General features: G+C 46.2%; 15 protein-coding genes and 2 pseudogenes. 14 read left to right on the top strand and 3 right to left on the bottom strand.

Annotation, left to right across the window (positions count from 1 at the left end):
- Positions 1 to 95: 95 nt before the first annotated feature.
- The 5 genes and pseudogenes from ACTOY7_RS20150 to ACTOY7_RS20130 form a co-directional block, all read left to right on the top strand.
- A pseudogene (locus tag ACTOY7_RS20150) lies at positions 96 to 254 on the top strand (IS4 family transposase); the annotation flags it as partial.
- Positions 255 to 418: 164 nt separating this feature from the next.
- On the top strand, positions 419 to 979 hold the full coding sequence (locus ACTOY7_RS20145) for a hypothetical protein (RefSeq protein ID WP_482672542.1): 561 nt from the start codon (positions 419 to 421) through the stop codon (positions 977 to 979).
- A 280-nt stretch (positions 980 to 1,259) separates the two neighbouring features.
- A complete protein-coding gene (locus ACTOY7_RS20140; RefSeq protein WP_004069301.1) occupies positions 1,260 to 1,883 on the top strand; it encodes a DUF3267 domain-containing protein in 624 nt (207 codons plus the stop codon).
- Positions 1,884 to 2,510: 627 nt separating this feature from the next.
- Positions 2,511 to 2,840: a plasmid mobilization protein gene (locus ACTOY7_RS20135; RefSeq protein WP_004069299.1), complete on the top strand. Its 330-nt coding sequence runs from the start codon at positions 2,511 to 2,513 to the stop codon at positions 2,838 to 2,840.
- Positions 2,801 to 3,787: pseudogene (locus ACTOY7_RS20130) on the top strand (relaxase/mobilization nuclease domain-containing protein); the annotation flags it as partial. The gene ACTOY7_RS20135 and the pseudogene ACTOY7_RS20130, both read left to right, overlap by 40 nt.
- Positions 3,788 to 3,916: 129 nt before the next feature.
- Here ACTOY7_RS20130 and ACTOY7_RS20125 read toward each other — a convergent pair.
- Positions 3,917 to 4,234 carry a hypothetical protein gene (locus ACTOY7_RS20125; RefSeq protein ID WP_160284631.1) on the bottom strand — a complete coding sequence of 106 codons (318 nt, stop codon included), beginning with the start codon at positions 4,232 to 4,234 and terminating at the stop codon, positions 3,917 to 3,919.
- The gene (locus tag ACTOY7_RS20120; RefSeq protein ID WP_160284632.1) at positions 4,235 to 4,459 is read right to left on the bottom strand and encodes a helix-turn-helix transcriptional regulator; all 225 of its coding nucleotides are present in this window, start codon (positions 4,457 to 4,459) and stop codon (positions 4,235 to 4,237) included.
- Positions 4,460 to 5,157: 698 nt separating this feature from the next.
- On the opposite strand from ACTOY7_RS20120, the gene ACTOY7_RS20115 reads away from it, so the two are divergent.
- From ACTOY7_RS20115 to ACTOY7_RS20095, 5 genes are all read left to right on the top strand, one after another.
- Positions 5,158 to 7,680 (top strand): glycoside hydrolase family 3 N-terminal domain-containing protein, encoded by a 2,523-nt coding sequence (locus tag ACTOY7_RS20115; RefSeq protein ID WP_482671644.1) that lies wholly within the window; start codon positions 5,158 to 5,160, stop codon positions 7,678 to 7,680.
- Between the two features lie 199 nt (positions 7,681 to 7,879).
- Positions 7,880 to 10,297, top strand: coding sequence for a glycoside hydrolase family 3 C-terminal domain-containing protein (locus ACTOY7_RS20110; protein ID WP_482671643.1), 2,418 nt, complete (start codon positions 7,880 to 7,882; stop codon positions 10,295 to 10,297).
- 172 nt (positions 10,298 to 10,469) lie between these two features.
- Positions 10,470 to 11,045 (top strand): GtrA family protein, encoded by a 576-nt coding sequence (locus ACTOY7_RS20105; RefSeq protein ID WP_004069293.1) that lies wholly within the window; start codon positions 10,470 to 10,472, stop codon positions 11,043 to 11,045.
- Positions 11,046 to 11,049: 4 nt separating this feature from the next.
- Positions 11,050 to 11,259 (top strand): hypothetical protein, encoded by a 210-nt coding sequence (locus ACTOY7_RS20100; protein ID WP_300849490.1) that lies wholly within the window; start codon positions 11,050 to 11,052, stop codon positions 11,257 to 11,259.
- 204 nt (positions 11,260 to 11,463) lie between these two features.
- A complete protein-coding gene (locus ACTOY7_RS20095) occupies positions 11,464 to 11,712 on the top strand; it encodes a hypothetical protein (protein WP_394684069.1) in 249 nt (82 codons plus the stop codon).
- A 275-nt stretch (positions 11,713 to 11,987) separates the two neighbouring features.
- On the opposite strand, the gene ACTOY7_RS20090 is transcribed toward ACTOY7_RS20095, so the two are convergent.
- Entirely contained in the window at positions 11,988 to 13,262 is a 1,275-nt protein-coding gene (locus ACTOY7_RS20090) for an ATP-binding protein (protein ID WP_394684068.1), read from the bottom strand.
- Between the two features lie 433 nt (positions 13,263 to 13,695).
- On the opposite strand from ACTOY7_RS20090, the gene ACTOY7_RS20085 reads away from it, so the two are divergent.
- From ACTOY7_RS20085 to ACTOY7_RS20070, 4 genes are all read left to right on the top strand, one after another.
- On the top strand, positions 13,696 to 13,932 hold the full coding sequence (locus tag ACTOY7_RS20085) for a hypothetical protein (RefSeq protein ID WP_482671642.1): 237 nt from the start codon (positions 13,696 to 13,698) through the stop codon (positions 13,930 to 13,932).
- Positions 13,933 to 13,957: 25 nt separating this feature from the next.
- A complete protein-coding gene (locus tag ACTOY7_RS20080) occupies positions 13,958 to 14,242 on the top strand; it encodes a hypothetical protein (protein ID WP_482672543.1) in 285 nt (94 codons plus the stop codon).
- 68 nt (positions 14,243 to 14,310) lie between these two features.
- On the top strand, positions 14,311 to 15,267 hold the full coding sequence (locus ACTOY7_RS20075; protein ID WP_004073580.1) for a helix-turn-helix domain-containing protein: 957 nt from the start codon (positions 14,311 to 14,313) through the stop codon (positions 15,265 to 15,267).
- Positions 15,251 to 16,852 (top strand): ATP-binding cassette domain-containing protein, encoded by a 1,602-nt coding sequence (locus ACTOY7_RS20070; RefSeq protein WP_482672544.1) that lies wholly within the window; start codon positions 15,251 to 15,253, stop codon positions 16,850 to 16,852. The genes ACTOY7_RS20075 and ACTOY7_RS20070 overlap by 17 nt, the downstream gene beginning before the upstream one ends.
- Positions 16,853 to 17,040 lie beyond the last annotated feature (188 nt).

Below are 17,040 nucleotides of genomic sequence, written 5' to 3'. Positions count from 1 at the left end.
TAGAATTGCCCGACTAAAGCCCGACCCGTCCGGCAGTCAGCCGGACAGGGAACGGCAAAATTTTTTACACTTCTTTTACTTCTTTATCTCACATGAGCAAATCCATGAGGATTATCATAGATGCACTAATGGATGTCGTTATGGAATATTTCCACATCACAGAACAGCAGCTTGAGGAATTCACCGCCAACTTTGTTCAGAGACTGCCAAAATACATGCAACAAGCATTGGAGTATGGTTCAGCGGCTGCCTGATTGCTATTTTATGAGCTAAAGTATTGATTTTTCAAGGAGCAACTCCCATTTTTAATGTGGGAAGTTTGAGTTAAATAGTAATAAATACTTTACATTTAGAATGGAATAGTTTATAATATGGGCGATAAGAAAATTTATCAAAATTTGAAAGGTGATATCTATCAATGGCAAGCGAAAAAAATGTCAGTAAAATCATGAAAGAATTAGGGTTTGAACCCAAAGAACATGCCTGTATCGTTGTAAAGTATGCACCCGACGATTCTTTATGCGGCAAGTTGTCCAATTTTTTTACTTTGGAATATTACATCATGCAGCTGTGTGAAAAAGAAATTGTTTTTCTGCCCCTCCAAACGATCTTTGGTGCAGGTATGTTTCCGAAGAAAGAAATTGCATTGCAGATCCCTTATGATACACTCCGGTCTGTAAAGATTACTGAGGTCGAAAAAACATTAAATTATGAAGTCTCCTTCACAACAGATACGGACACCATACGCCTCTCAGTGCATAAAAAAGAATGGAGTGAATTTCGTACCTCTGGAACAGTTGCAACAGGAAACACTTTTCTGAATATTGGAGGATTCGCAGCTACTAAGAGCTGGAAGTCGATCAATTGGCACAGGCAAAACCTGGACAACACGTTTTCTTATTTGCAGAATTTACCACAATCAGCAAAGCCGGCCGAGACAGTCAATAGCAACATGAACGCCGCTGCGGGCTGCTGCTGACAGCTTCGCCTGTCCTTGCCGGTGGGGAATCAAAAGGGCGGCAGCAAAAATGCCGCCGCCCTCTTTAAGCACCAGTGCTCATTATGTTATTGCTTTCTCAAAACATAAAAATAGAACGATGTATTTTGATTTTAACTTAAACTTAATACAGATTTTTTTGTAACTTCATCATAAACTGTAAATGTTATTATGAAGAGCCGTGTGCGGGAAAGCCGCACGCACGGCTCTGTGAGGGGCTGGCATCGTGAGGTACCTGTCTACTCGACTGGAGGAATTAAGTATGGATAAGGACAAAAGAAAATTAACAGAAAAAGAATTGAAACGTAAAGATTGCTTTGAAAAAATAAGCTCTGAAATGCAACAAAAAGGATATAAAATGAAGAATGTGGTTATCAATACACAAAAAGCAAAGTATTTAGCTCTTTTAGTCATGTTTCCGTTTATAGCTTTAACATTTTGGCTCTACAATAATGTGAATGGTTTTAATTTAGATGGAATTTCCTGGGGATATGTTGTGGCGTTGCCTCTGCTTATTCTATGCCTGATTATCGTGCATGAGCTGATACATGGAATTACTTGGGCGATTTTTGCAAAAAATCATTTTCACGCAATTGATTTCGGAATCGTTTGGAGTACTTTATCTCCATATTGCACTTGCTTCGAACCGTTGAAAAAGTGGCAATATCTGTTAGGAACTGCTATGCCTACATTGGTTTTAGGAGGTGGGGGTGCAGTGGTTGCGGTGATGACAAATCAGCTACTACTATTTTTTGCGGCAGAATACATGATTTTATCAGGTGGCGGAGATTTTCAACTTATACTGAGAAGTATATTAGCTGATAAGCGAGAAAGTTTGTATTGCGCCCATCCTTACGAATGTGCTTTTGTAGTTATTGAGAAATAGGAACGAATACTACAAATTCACACTTGTAGGACAAAAGAAAATCGGGACGCGGCAGCTATCACATAGCCACCGCACCCCGGTTTTTTATGGGTGCAGAGATTGGATCGTTACGCAATAGAACGGCATTTTCGGGGGTAAAGGTATAAATCCCTTACTGTTTCATTTTCCCGCCCGGAAAGCCGCATAAATCAAGGCCTATTTTTCCCCTATTGCGTCACATTCGCCCGCATTTTTCTCATGCGCTCGGCGGTCTGTCTGCGGGGGATACGCTTCCGGCAGTCCGGGCAGTAAACAGCCCGGTTGGAGCTGGACGCAAAGGGCGCATTTGATAGTCACCGCCACGGCGCGGGAGATCGCAGAGGTTGAGGGTGAGGAAAAATAAATGCTGTCCGGCTAAAATTGAACAGGAACTAAGAAGCGTTGTAATCTTTTTTGAGATTGCAGCGTTTTCTTTTGTAAAAGTCCGTCATTTTAGGCTTTTTCGGTGTTGTAGGTAGTAGGAAGAACTTTCGTAGCAAGCATAGTAAAGGAGTACCCTTTCCGTATTTCTGCCCGTCCTGTCGGTCAGAAATTGCTTGTTGGGAAGTGTCCCAAACCCTCTATGAGAACGGAAAGGAGCGAAAAACCATGAACGGACGCAAAAGGACGGTACAGGTCAAATTCTATGTGACAGAGGAAGAACGCAAACTGATTGAGGAAAAAATGAAGCTCGTCCCCACAAACAACATGGCGGCGTATCTGCGCAAGATCGCCATTGACGGGTACATTATCCAAGTAGACCACACGGACATAAAGGCAATGACAGCGGAGATACAGAAAATCGGGGTGAATGTCAATCAGATCGCACGCCGCATAAACGCGACGGGGAACGCCTACAAAGAGGATATAGAGGAAATCAAGGGGGTGCTTGCTGAAATATGGCGGTTACAAAGATTAAGCCTGTTAAAAGCGCTTTGAGCAAAGCCCTTGAATATATCGAAAACCCGGACAAGACGGACAATCAAATGCTCATATCCTCTATCGGGTGCAGCTATGAAACGACAGATATTGAGTTTGGCTATACCCTCTCGCAAGAGCGGGATAAGGGCAACAACTTAGCCTTTCACTTGATACAGTCCTTTGCGCCGGGGGAAGTGGACTATCAGAAAGCCCATGAGATCGGGCGGCAGCTTGCCGACGCAGTAACAAAGGGGCAGCATGAATATGTACTCACGACACACATTGACAAGGGGCATATCCATAATCACATTATTTTCTGTGCGGTCAATTTCGTAGATCATCACAAGTACGTTTCCAACAAACGGACGTATTACGGCATACGCAACATGAGCGACAAGCTGTGCCGGGATAACGGGCTTTCCGTCGTCGTCCCCGGCAAGCGCACCCGGACCGTCAAAGTTCCTAAACAGCAGCGCGGCGGCGTCAGTCTGCTTATCGACATTGAGAATAGTATCAAGGCGGCGCAGAGCCGGGGCTATGAACAGTGGGCGAAAATCCATAATCTGAAACAGGCGGCAAAGACTATGAACTATCTCACCGAAAACAAGATTGAACAGTACGCGGATTTAGTCAGCCGGCTTGCGGAAATGGCAGCGGAAAGCGGACAGGCGGCAGACGCATTGAAGAACGTCGAAAAGCGGCTTGCGGAAATGGCGGTGCTTATTAAGAATGTTTCTACCTACCAAAAGACAAAGCCCGTCTATGACGCATACCGCAAGGCAAGGAACAGGGAGAAATACCGCGCCGGACAGGAACAGGCGATTATCCTACATGAAGCCGCCGCAAGGTCGTTGAAAGCGGCGGGTATTGCGAAGCTCCCGAACCTCGCCGCGCCGCAATCGGAGTATGAAGCCCTCCAAGCGCAGAAAGAAGCCCTTTACGCCGATTATGGGAAGCTGAAAAAGTAAGCCGCTTCTGTATATCATATAAATTATTTTTATATAAATGTTGGGTATTTTATACATGAAAGGAAAGAAAATACCATCCTCATTCAGGGGATCAAGAGCATGGCGTAAGATGATGTGAAGTATACGTTATCTGATTTTCCTTAAAATCAGCAATGCAATATCAGTCGTTAAAAGAAACAGGGTATAAACTGTCTGTATCCCATTTGCTAACCGAACGATGTTATCCATAGCCCACGGCATTAAAAATGCGAAAATATTCAAGAGGAAAAACAACACGACATAAGAAATCAGCGAAGCCGTAGCGACCAGCCCTCGTCCTCTTTCATCTCTTCCCTCTTTCGAAAAATAGAAGAATAGGAAATAACCCAAAAACAGGAAACCAAAAACTGCGTTTATCTGCATAAAGGTTCTGTTGTCAAATAAACGAGTCAACCATTCAATCATTTAACATTCCTCCCTAAAGTCAAATAAATCTTCAACCGTAACTCCAAACACTTTTGCTATACTGTATGCAAGCAGCATAGAGGGATTATAACGATTTCGTTCAAGCTGCATAATTGTCTGCCTTGATACACCCACCAAATCGGCAAGCTCTTGTTGTGTCATTCTTTTTGTGGCTCGATATATATGAATCTTACTATCAAACTGATATTTGCTCTTTTTAGCCACAGGCTCACCGCCCTTCATTGTTTTTCATTTTTTATACAGTTATAAGCATAACATATTTCTTGTATTTTGTCGATGAAAGATTTGTAGTGATCTGATTTACATTGTTACAGTTCACGGCCCAACCGGCCGCGAACTGTAACGCATCCAGCCCATTGAAAAGTCGCCTGACGGCGAAGGGCTGGATGCACGCAACTGCTATTTTACTGGCCGGATGCCTTTCAGCAGGGTGCAAGGCACCGTGAATAGTAACTTTACATTACCATACATGTACTAGTGTTGCATTAATAATTGAGTAATAAGTGCTCGCTGTCCATGCCATTACTGCGTTGGAGTCAGTCAACGATGCTACCGGCATCGCCTCCTTCCTCCGCCTTGTACTGACATGAACATCGAACGCTTATTACTTCAAAATTAATGAAACATTGTACTAGAAAAAAGGCTTATAGCCACAGAGAAGCCCGCCTGGTAGGATGAATATTTTGTTGGGCAAATCAGACAAAAATAGAATATAAAAATTGTGCAGATTGTACAAAACAAACACAATTTATGCAGAAATCAAGCAGTTTATGCGAAAATCTGCACAATCGGAAAAAGTATGCTAAGATTCCTTCCAGAACAGAAAAACCTCCCTGTACGGCTCACAAAATCAGGCGCGGTGAGATCCGGAACAGGGAGGCGATCAAAAGGAGGAGAAAGCGGTGGGAATCCTGCAGTCGCTGCAGGACGCAGGTTACGAGACGAACCAGACTCTGACCGACCTGTATACGGAGTACCGGGCAGAACGTCCGGAGATGAGTATGCACTATCAGGACTGGACCCTTCCGGAGCCGACCGCAGATGCCTACACGGACTCCATTATGAGCGAGGCAAAGGATTTCTCCGACACGGCAGTCATCGTGATCGGCCGCTCCGGCGGGGAAAACGCGGACCTGCCGACAGACATGTACGGGGTGATCCACGGTACATATGATCTGGCAAATGTGGTGTCCAGCGCGCCGGATAACTTTGATTTTACAAGATGTGCTTATACCAATAACGGCTCCTATGATGATTTCGAAGAAGGGGAATCCTATCTGGAGCTTTCCAGGACAGAGGAAGATCTGGTGGAAAAGGTCTGCTCCGAATTTGACCATGTGATTGTAGTGGTGAATGCGAATAACACGATGGAGCTGAGCTGGGTGGATGAATATGAACAGATCGGTGCGGTGATCCTGGCGCCGGGTACGGGAGCCTCCGGCTTTGCGGCTCTGGGCGAGATCATCAACGGAACCGTAAATCCATCCGGAAAGACGGTAGATACGTTTGTCAGAGATCTGACGGCGACACCCTATTACAACAACATTGGAAATCATTCTTACAATAATGTGAAGGATCTGAACGACCAGGGAGTGGCGGCGGACCCGTCTTCCATGGGAAATCTTTCCTTTGTAAACTATGTAGAAGGCATTTATGTGGGTTACAAATTCTACGAGACAGCGGCGGAAGAAGGACTGCTGAAATATGAAGATTATGTGCAGTATCCCTTTGGCTACGGATTGAGCTATACTACATTTGAGAAGGAAATCCAGAACTTTAAAGACAGCGGCGATACCATTTCCTTTGACGTGGAAGTGACCAATACCGGCGACGTGGCAGGACGGGACGTGGTGGAGATCTATTTCACACCGCCTTATGAAAACGGAGGGATCGAAAAGGCTTCCGTGAACCTGATCCAGTTTGAAAAGACAGAGGAACTAAAGCCCGGGGCTTCCGCAAAGGTTTCCTTTGAGATCACGAAGGAAGACATGGCGTCCTATGATTCGGAAGGCATCAAGATCCAGGACGGCGGTTATATTCTGGAGGCAGGCGAGTATACAGTATCTGTCCGCTCCGATTCCCATACGGTGGAGGATGAGGAAACCTTTCAGGTGGAAAAGGACATCGACTACAGCAAGGACGGCCGGGAGAGTGATATGGTAACGGCTGTGAACCAGTTTCAGGAGTATGCCCGGGGCGATTTCGAGCAGCTGTCCAGGAAAGATGGATTTGCAAATTATGAAGAGGCATGTGCGGCTCCGGCAGAGGAACAGTATGTGATGTCCGATGAAGTACGGGAAAAGGTGATCGAGAGCGCCGTAGGCACCTACGATGGCACGAAAAATAATGACGATGGGGATGAAATGCCCACCATGGAAGCGGACAACGGACTGACGCTTTACCAGCTCACCGGTCTGGATTATAATGATCCCAAGTGGGAGGAACTGCTGGACCAGCTGAGCTTCGACGATATGGCGAAGCTGATCAACATCGGCGGCTGGCAGACGACGGAAGTAAAATCCGTGGGCAAGATCGCTACCTCCGACTGCGACGGCCCGGCAGGCTTAAGCAATTTTGTGACCGGGGCATATGGAACGGCATATCCGTCCGAAGTATTGATGGCACAGACCTGGAACCAGAGCCTGGCCTATGAACTGGGACAGTGTATGGGACAGGAATACAAAGAAGCCAATAACTACGGATGGTACGGCCCGGCCATGAACACCCACCGCTCCGCGTTTGCAGGACGGAACTTCGAGTATTATTCCGAGGACGGCGTGCTGGCAGGCCGGATCGCGGCAAATCAGGTCAACGGCGCGGCAGAACACGGCGTATATGCATACATCAAGCATTTTGCGCTGAATGACCAGGAGATCAACCGGACCTCCATGCTCATGACATTTTCCTCTGAGCAGGCTATCCGGGAAATCTATCTGAAACCATTCGAGATTGCGGTCAAGGGATTTGAAGGAACCTCCCAGGCGGTGATGTCCTCCTTCAACTGGATCGGCACGGTGCCGAGCTGCGCGAACAGCAATCTGCTGAACAATGTGCTTCGGGACGAGTGGGGATTCGTCGGTATGGTAGAGACGGATTATGACGGCTCTTACGGATACATGATCACTGACCACAGCATCCGCAATGGAAATGATCTGATGCTGGGCTTCGGAAGCGCAGAATCCAATCTTCTGGAGGACCACAGCGCGACTGCGGTCAAAGCCATGCGGCAGGCATGTAAGAATATCCTGTATACGATCGGAAACAGCGGATACTACACGGTGGATGAAGATCCGGCAGGTATTATGACCAATATGACAAAGATCTTCCTGACAGTGGATGTGATCGTTGCGCTGGTGCTCGTGGGAGTGGAAGCGATCGTAATCCTGCGGTATCTGAAAAAGAAGAAGGCAGTTTCCGCAGAGTAAACGATCAGGGTGAATCACGATTTGGAACAGCGGGCCGCAGATGTGCCTGCTGTTCTGAATACGGTCATATGCAAAAAATTCCAGCTGTGTGGTTGCTAATCCGACAGGTCATTTTCATTGTAATGAATTGCAAGTAAACGACTTGTCGGATTGCAACCGCACAGCAGGAAAAATTTTAGGAAAGAAGAAGGTGAGAGACGTGGAAATAAAGAAGATTGTCCGGGAAATGACCCTGGAAGAAAAATGTTATCTGCTCTCAGGGAAAGATTTTTGGCAGACCCGTTCCGTAGAACGTCTGGGGATTCCGAATGTGACACTTTCAGACGGACCCCACGGAATCCGCAAGCAGGAAGGGGCAAGCGACCAGCTGGGGCTCAACGGGAGCCTTCCGGCCACCTGTTACCCGACGGCGGCTTCGATTGCAAATAGCTGGGATCCAAAGCTTGGGGAAGAGATCGGGGAACATCTGGGCATTGAGGCCGCATCCCAGGATGTCTGCGTATTGCTGGGGCCGGGAATGAATATCAAGAGAAGTCCGCTGTGCGGCCGGAATTTTGAATATTTCAGCGAGGACCCCTACCTGACAGGGAAAATGGCGGCAGGCTACATCCGTGGAATCCAGTCCAAAGGCGTGGGCGCGTGTCCCAAGCATTTTGCCGCAAATTCCCAGGAGCTGCGCCGTATGGCAAGCGACTCCGTAATGGATGAGCGGACGCTGCGGGAAATCTACCTGACCGGCTTTGAGATCGCGGTAAAGGAAGCAGCGCCCAGATCGATCATGACCTCCTACAACCGGATCAACGGCGTGTATGCCAATGAAAATGAACATCTGCTGCAGGAAATCCTGCGGGATGAATGGGGATTTGACGGATTTGCGGTTTCCGACTGGGGGGCCTCCAATGACCATACGGCAGGCGTGGCGGCAGGCTCTCACCTGGAAATGCCCACCACCGGAGGGGATTCGGATGAGGAACTGATCCAGGCGGTGCGATCGGGCAGGATCAGTGAAGCACTGATCGACCGGCGGGTGGAAGAGCTTTTGGCTGCCGTGCTGCCCATAAGGGAGGCTGTGGACAAGGCAAAAGGGAAAGAATTTGACAGGGAAGCGCACCATAAAATGGCGCAGAAAGCAGCGGAGCAGAGCATCGTGCTGCTGAAAAATGAAAATGGGATACTGCCCCTGGACGAACAGACGAAGGTGGCGGTGATCGGAGATTTTGCGAAAACACCCAGATACCAGGGGGCGGGATCTTCCGTCGTGAATCCGACGAAGCTGGATTCTACGCTGGATGTGATCAAAGAGTTTCCGCTGCAGATGGAAGGCTTTGCGGCCGGCTATCACCGAACAGGCCCGGCAGATCCGGCATTGGAGAGAGAAGCGGTGGAGCTGGCAAAAAAAGCGGATGTGGTGCTGCTTTACATCGGATTGGATGAGATTTCCGAATCCGAAGGTCTGGACCGCCAGAACATGAAGCTGCCCGGAAGCCAGGTCCGGCTGCTGCAGATGGTCTCAGATGCCAATCCCCATGTGGTGGCCGTGCTTTCCGGAGGTTCGCCGATTGAGATGCCCTGGATCGGACAGTGCGAGGCGGTGATCCATGGATATTTAAGCGGCCAGGCAGGCGCGGCAGCCATGCTGAATGCCATCCTCGGAAAAGTCAATCCTTCCGGAAAATTGAATGAAACCTATCCTCTGGCCTATGAGGATGTTCCGTCGGCGCCCTATTTCCCATCCAGGGAGCGGAACGCGGAATACAGGGAAGGGCTGTATGTGGGATACCGATATTTTGAGACAGTTGGAAAGCCGGTCCGTTTCCCCTTTGGATACGGACTGTCCTACACCACCTTTACATACAGCGATCTGACGGTGAATGAACAGGAGGCGTCCTTTACCCTGGCCAATACCGGAGAAATGGACGGCGCGGAGACGGCGCAGCTCTATGTCCGCGCAAAATGCAGCGGCGTGTACCGTCCTGCGAAGGAACTGAAAGGATTCCGGAAGGTGTTCCTGAAAGCGGGGGAATCCCAAAAGGTAACGATTCCGCTGGATGACAAGGCATTTCGCTATTTCAACGAAACGACGGGCCGGTTTGAGGTGGAAGGCGGGGAGTATGAGATCCTGATCGGCGCCAGCTGCGCGGACATCCGTCTGTCAGCAGCCGTGACCGCGGCAGGGAGTGAAGCGCCGCTTCCCAGGGATATTTCCAGGTTTCCTTCTTATCAGTCAGGAAATATTCTGGCGGTTTCGGACCAGGAGTTTCAGGCGCTGCTGGGGCATGCCATCCCGGACGGACGATGGAGCGGCGAGCTGGATATCAACGATGCTATCTGCCAGCTTTATTATGCGAAGCGGTGGATCGGAAGGCTGGCATACAAGGTGCTGACCGGCCTTTTGGATAAGAGCATGGCGAAGGGAAAACCGGATCTGAATATCATGTTCATTTACAATATGCCCTTCCGAGGCATCGGAAAAATGGCCGGCGGCATGTGCAGCCAGTACATGGTGGAAGGAATGGTAAAGGCAGTGAACGGACAGTTCTTCAAAGGACTGGGACAGATCATTTCCGGCTTCTTCCGGCAGAGAAAGGTAATGAAGAAGGCAAACGGGATGAAGTAAGGAACTGTGCAAAAATAACTTGCCTTTTTGCGCAGAACAAATTTTCAGACACAAGGCGGAGGAATGAGGCGTACCGGGGTACGTCGATTGACGACAACGCAGTGTATGAAGATTTGGACAAGTAAAATGGTAAGATTATTTTTGCACAGTTCCTAAGTAAAGGAGGCAAACAATGAGTCAGAATCCTGTGATGAAATGGTGGGGAGGCTTTTCAGAGAAACACCCTTCCGCGGCGAAGTGGATGCGCGAAGGCGGCCTGTTCATTATTTTCAGCTATGTAGTGACATTCTTAAAATATATCATGCTGCAGTTTTTACCGGCGATGTTTTCCGGCTATGCGGACATCGGCTGGGGATGGCCTTCCGCCGATGTGAGCCTGTTCGGCATCGACTTCGTATGGAATGCCATCGGATACAGCGTGGAACAGGGCGGCATGGCCTACCTGCTGGCCTACCTGATCTCCAGCTTCCTGGGTGAGTGCGTGAACTTCCCGCTGCAGAGGAACTTTACCTTCCGCAGCCATGGGAAGCTTGGCCCCCAGATCACCGGATATTTCCTGGCGTGGGTGGTGATCACGATCATCGTAAATTCCATCAACTGCGTATGGGTTGCGGTCGCCAGCCAGCTTGTTCCGGATTTTATCTACAATATCGGGACTACAGTTTTAAACGGCGGCGTGTCCATGGTAGTATTCTTTGCGGTAAATAAGGTCATCTTTGCGGATGCACAGCCGGCGGAAGTGGAGTGATTGGTTGGGAGGATGCACGGATGATTTTACCAAGGATGAGATTAGGCAGGGAAGATGGAGAGCCTTTATCAAAAAGAAGAAAGCACTGGTGAAAGTAGAATTTGAAGAAACTATGCAACTACTAAAAGAATTATTGCTGCCCATCGTGGATTCAATTCATAACAACAATTCCTTTGAGCAGACATGGAGTAAAGAAACAAAAAGCTGGATGTAAATACATAAAATTAGTAATAGGGGGCTGTCGGGAAATTCCCGACAGCCCCTGTTTCTGCGTTCAGCGGTTCAAATCTCCGTATGGTGAGTAGGTGGCTCAAGATGACAGATGAGCAGAAAAAAAGCCATGCCTTTCGCTGCGGGAGTTGGAAAAGCAGATCGGGTATGACCTTGACACACATAATTATATGAGTAAGTATATGTAATGGGGTTGAATATCATTAAATGGCATTTTTACTTGTGTCTGATTTCCTGCATAGTAAGGGTACAGGAAGGAGATAAAGTCAAGGCAGGACAGCTTCTTCTTACGTTCAGCCTTTCAGAAATTGAAAAGGCGGATGATGTAAAGACAACTTCTGCTATTGTGGTCAATAACTCTGATGAACTACCGGTTTTTGAGGTGCTGCGAACCGGTCAAGGGAAAGCCGGCAGCAGATTGTTTAAAGTAAAATAAGAATCCGTAAATAAAATAATGGAAGGAAGAATCTTGAAACGAAGAAATTCTTTAGTTAGAATCGATGATGGGGTAAACGAAAAAGAAGTTTTCACATTCTTTGATGTGATTCCGTTAAACTGAAATCCCAAAACAGCCACCTCCCTTAATGGCATAAAAAAGTACCATTCCACGAGAAAGTTGTGACGCGTACGACGCAAGAATATAGTAGACGGTGCTAAATAGGAGTAACCCCGAAGGGCCACTCCTAAATGGTATCAAGCTTGGTTTGTAGGTTAGAATAATTCTACACGACCAAGCAGCAGGTCTATCAGATTGCAATGGAAAATTCCGTTGTCATCATAGAAGTTATGAGGAATATCCATGCGGACAATGATTTTTTTGAAAAAATCTTTTGTCAGTATCAACGATGCCAGTTCAGAGGATTCTTTTTTATCCGTATCCATCTGGAGAGCTGACTGGATGTAGATTTTTTTATCCGCATCATTGACAACGAAGTCAATTTCCTTCTGTACATTTGCGCCGCTGGTACGGTCGGTCACAACACCAACATCAACGGAATATCCTCGACGCAGAAGTTCGTTGTAGATGATGTTCTCCATAATGTGACCGGGATCGTATTGGCGATAATTTAATCGGGCATTACGAAGACCGATATCCGTGTAGTAGTATTTGTTCGGATATTTGAAATAGGTTTTTCCTTTTATATCATAGCGTTTTGCCATCGAAATAAGGAACGAATCGATGATGTGTTGCATATAGTTTGAAACCAGAGTGGAGTTCACCTTTTCGTTCTTGATGCTGGTCAGCGCATTGGCAATATTCGTAGGGTTGGTCAGAGAACTAATCTGTGAGGCGAGGAAATCCAGAATGTCATTCAGAATATCTTCACGTTCGATACCGTTGCGTTCTACAATATCCTTGACATACAGCTCGCTGCAGAGAGAGGACAGATAATCCTTTTTGTCCTTTTCATCTGTTAATGCCAGCAGGCGTGGCATGCCGCCGTAAAGCGTATAGATGTCCAGAGCCTTTCGCTCGTCACCGCCTACATGAGAGTAGAACTCCTCGAAGGACAGAGGGAATACATGGATTTGAGTAGCACGGCCACGGAACTCTGTAGCAATGTCTTTTGACAATCCCTTTGAGTTACTGCCGGTAACATATACATCCAAATTCTTATATGCCTTGAGCTCATTGAGCATATCATAGATAGAAACCTCAATACCACCATTTTCTTTGTCGATAATCTTAGTGGTAAGCTGGACTTCGTCGATGAAAAGATAGAACTTCTCATCTTTCTTTCCCGAAACAAGATCCTCCACATATTCACAAAGCGTGATTGGATTTCTGAACTTATAGTAACGTCTCTGGTCCAATTCGATTTTTATGATGTGGTCTTCCTGAACTTCCTGCGAGAGAAGGTATTCATAGAACAAATCAAACAGCAGTACCGATTTTCCGCAGCGGCGGATACCGGTAATGACTTTGACCTCGCCGTTCCACATATGATGAATCATACGATTCAGATAATAATCTCGTTTAATCATTACAATCACCTCGTACTTGCGACGATTGCGTCACTACTTTCTTGTATAGGATACCACGAATTTCTCAAATTATCAATAGCACCACAGAAAGTTCATGATAAAGTTACGACATTTACGTCGTAAGTACAAGGTGAATAAATCAGATTCCGTCCGGGATAATGTCATCAATATACATTTCATGCTTTGGTTTTGCCATACCGTGATACTATGATAAATTACTGCCTACTGCGGCACGTATCGGATTTACCGGAACGCCATTGAAAATGCGGATCTTGATGTAGACAAGCAGAAAGGCTATGTTTGTCTGTCTGAATAAGGTTACCTGTGTCCGTATGTACAATTATGTGCAGGAATACTGGAAAGAAGAAATCAAGAAGCTGAAAGCAAAAATAAAAAAGCCACTCAACAGGAGGCACAGGAACTTGAACGTAGGTTGAAGTGGATATTTGATAGTGCAGATCAATACAATTATCAAGAGCAGCGCTTTTTGATGTTGACCGGAGATTTTTTTAAGAAGATTATTATCATGAGAGATGCACCTGCACTGTATTACAATGATGATGGGGTGCTGATTATGAGTGTCTATGATTTTCTGCTGAATGAGGGCAAGGGAGATCAAACATGGGACAAATCATTCATCTGGATAAAGGGAATCCCCATTTTCGTTTAGGATAGCATTCGAAACAGGGGATCTGGTGCCACTGCTGAAAAAACTGCCGGATCCCAGAAACCAAAGCTATATTACCTATCCGTCTGCCGTGCTCCTAATGACCCGTATCCTTTCTTCTATATTTTACATCAGCAGTATGAGAAAAACAAGTGAAGAATTCAATTCGGATCTCATGATTGAAAATATCTGGGAACGATGCGCAGAGGAAGAAACCGTCCGCGAGCTCCCTTACTGGGAGACCATCAACCGGTATCTGGAAACAGATGGGGCTATTGACTATACAGATTTTAAGATAGCAATCACGAAATAAGACCTTATTTTTCATCCTTTTCTGGAGTATAATATGGCAAGAGTTTTCAAACAGGAGATTTTAAGGTAATGGATATAGAACGAACGGTGCTTTGCGAGAATCTGAAAAAATTTCGTCTTGCAAAAAATTTTACGCAGGAACAAGTAGCTGATATTTTAAATGTGAATACGCAGACTGTTTCAAGATGGGAATGCGGGACAACTTTACCGGATGTTTTATCACTTCCGGTTTTAGCGGGGATTTATGGGGTAACGATTGATGATTTTTATAAAAAGAATCCGGAAGCCTATGATAATTATGCGCAACGTCTGGCGGCTGTCTATGAAAAGACAAGAAACCCCGATGATTTTATGAACTGCCTTTATGAGTATAAAAAGCTCATAAGGGAAGGAACACTTTCTATAGAAGATAAGTGGAATTATGCGGCCATTCATCAGTGGATGCTTGAATACTGCCAAAATGAAGCAATGAAGTGGTATGACAACATTCTGAATGGAGGCCCTGATTTGGATGAACATTCCTTTTACAGAGCCTGTGCCTGCCGGATATCTTTACTTTCTACGCTGGGGAAAGGGGAAGAAGCAATTCTTCAGCAGAAAGCACGGGCAGACGCAGATCCTGAAAATCCCCAGGAGATGGATCTGCTGCTTGATGCATATATTTGTGCGGGAAAAATTCAGGAAGCGTATGACTGCTTTTTGCGGGCAATCGAAAAATTCCCTGATGCCTGGACACTGTATATTAATGGCGGAGAGGTCTGCGAGAAACTCAAAAAATATGAGGAAGCGATCTGGTGCTATGACAAGGCGGGGGAAATAGGAACCTTTTTCTTCGATGAATTATATAGTAAGGCAATGCTGTATGAGAAAACAGGAGATTATGGAAAAGCGTGTGAACTGTATGGGGAAATTGCGGAAAAACTCCGTCGGAAAGGGTTCGATGTTGAAGCTGACATGGCACAGAGAAGCGCAGAAAAAGATGGATTCATGGCTAAAGAGAAAGAATATCATGAATCAGAAGAATAAAAGTATTTTTTGGATGGATTCAAAGCGGGTATGTTATGAAAGTATTGTGATAAAGACCGTGTCCATACCTGTGGCTTTTCTTCATGCACAGATGCTGGCGATGGTAGTCAGCCAGGCAACTTCTGGAAACGTAGAGGGGGTTGTCCGGTATGCATTTATCCTGATCATTTTGGTGGTGTTATATGCCCTTTTCCAATTGGCAGCAAATATTGATCTGCGGAAAAAAGCGGCGCATGCGGTGCATTGCTCCAAAATTCATTTTCTGGAAAGCTTTCTGGAAAATACGCCCGATCAGTTGTTCAGAACAGATTATGGAGAGTTAATCGAAAACATTACCAGAGATATGGATCAGGTGACTGGAAGATATATTGAATTGTATCCAGGCATTGTTTCCGGAACGATGGAGGCAGTTGGATACGTTTTATTTTTGTTCATCCAAAGCCCCGCCGTGGCTGCAACTTTGGCTGTTATTTCGTTGACCCAGCTGCTTCCTCCGATGATCGTAAAGAAGTATATGCAGATCAGCTATGAGAAATGCGAGGAAATAGAAGCTGAGATCACGAATCATGTGGTTGAGGCAGTAGAAGGTTTTGAGACGATAAAACTGTACGATTTAAAAGCATGGTGGCAGCAGAAACTGTCCGATTATCATAGAAAATATGTGTTGATTGGGAGAAAAGCGGATGCTGCTGCAGCGGCACAGAGATCCATGTATCGGTTGATGGATCATATTTTGCAGTTTGGAACTTATGCGTTGATTGGATTTTACGTGATAGCAGGTTACTGTTCGACTGATCTTGCAGTTCAGGCAGTCTATCTCTCCAAGGGTTTTTTCCGTTCAGTCCAGGGTATATTTGCTGCCCTTCCCCAAATGGCGGTATCAGAGAATGCAGAAAAACGGATCAGAAAATGGATCTGTCAGGATGAGAAGCAGAAGAGCCCGGTGAGCCATTACAAAATAAAGGGAATACGGATGGAGCGTGTATCCTGTCGTTGTGGGGACAAAGAGATATTGAACAGAACCTGCTACCAGTTTGAGCCTGACAAAAATTATCTGTTAATAGGAAACAATGGCGCAGGAAAGACCACTTTGCTAAACCTTTTGGCCGGGCTTATCCTTCCGGATGACGGTGAAATCTGTATGAAGGGAAAAACAGCTTTTTCGGAGACAAATCCGGATATTCTGTTTTATATTCTGCAGCATGATCCCCGGTACCACTATGATGCGGATGCTTTGTTTCAGATGTTTGGAAAAGAGAAACAGGAAAAGATCGTCCGGATTGCTGAAAGGTTTGGCCTGACAGAAGAGATCAGGAGCGGCAAAGCGATTTGTGACCTTTCTGGAGGAGAAAGAAAAAAAGTATTTCTGTCAATCGGCTTTGCCATGGAGCCGGTCTGTCTGCTGCTGGATGAACCATCCAATAACCTTGACAAAAAAGGCAGGGAGACACTTTTTGAATTGATCAGAGAGAGAAAAGGAACGGTTCTGGTCAGTCATGATCCTTTATTTCGTGATGCGGCGGACCGTATGATTAGAATTGAGAATGGACAGATCTATGATGAGGAGAAAGAATTACAGGATTAAGAGAACAGTCATGCAGGAAGTAATCCGGGAATGCGCATATGCAGTGAGGATTCCCCTGCTGATGAATGTACTTACGGCAATCCTGACGGGAACTCTGGGGGTGATTACTGCGGATACGCTGGGAAAATTCGCAGATTCCGCTTTTGATTTAAACTTTTCCATGGGGATAAAACATGCGGCAGCTCTGC

The organism is Schaedlerella sp. (assembly GCF_056796775.1).
The sequence above is the reverse complement of the archived record's forward strand: the minus strand, read 5'-3'. Positions and strand labels throughout refer to the sequence as shown.

What these genes read in the sequence shown, in the direction of transcription:
- ACTOY7_RS20140 (WP_004069301.1), top strand. Translation starts at nt 1,260, where the DNA reads ATGGATAAGGACAAAAGAAAATTAACAGAAAAAGAATTGAAACGTAAA.
- ACTOY7_RS20090 (WP_394684068.1), bottom strand. Translation starts at nt 13,262, where the DNA reads ATGATTAAACGAGATTATTATCTGAATCGTATGATTCATCATATGTGG.
- ACTOY7_RS20145 (WP_482672542.1), top strand. Translation starts at nt 419, where the DNA reads ATGGCAAGCGAAAAAAATGTCAGTAAAATCATGAAAGAATTAGGGTTT.
- ACTOY7_RS20125 (WP_160284631.1), bottom strand. Translation starts at nt 4,234, where the DNA reads ATGATTGAATGGTTGACTCGTTTATTTGACAACAGAACCTTTATGCAG.
- ACTOY7_RS20135 (WP_004069299.1), top strand. Translation starts at nt 2,511, where the DNA reads ATGAACGGACGCAAAAGGACGGTACAGGTCAAATTCTATGTGACAGAG.
- ACTOY7_RS20075 (WP_004073580.1), top strand. Translation starts at nt 14,311, where the DNA reads ATGGATATAGAACGAACGGTGCTTTGCGAGAATCTGAAAAAATTTCGT.
- ACTOY7_RS20095 (WP_394684069.1), top strand. Translation starts at nt 11,464, where the DNA reads ATGGGGTTGAATATCATTAAATGGCATTTTTACTTGTGTCTGATTTCC.
- ACTOY7_RS20070 (WP_482672544.1), top strand. Translation starts at nt 15,251, where the DNA reads ATGAATCAGAAGAATAAAAGTATTTTTTGGATGGATTCAAAGCGGGTA.
- ACTOY7_RS20105 (WP_004069293.1), top strand. Translation starts at nt 10,470, where the DNA reads ATGAGTCAGAATCCTGTGATGAAATGGTGGGGAGGCTTTTCAGAGAAA.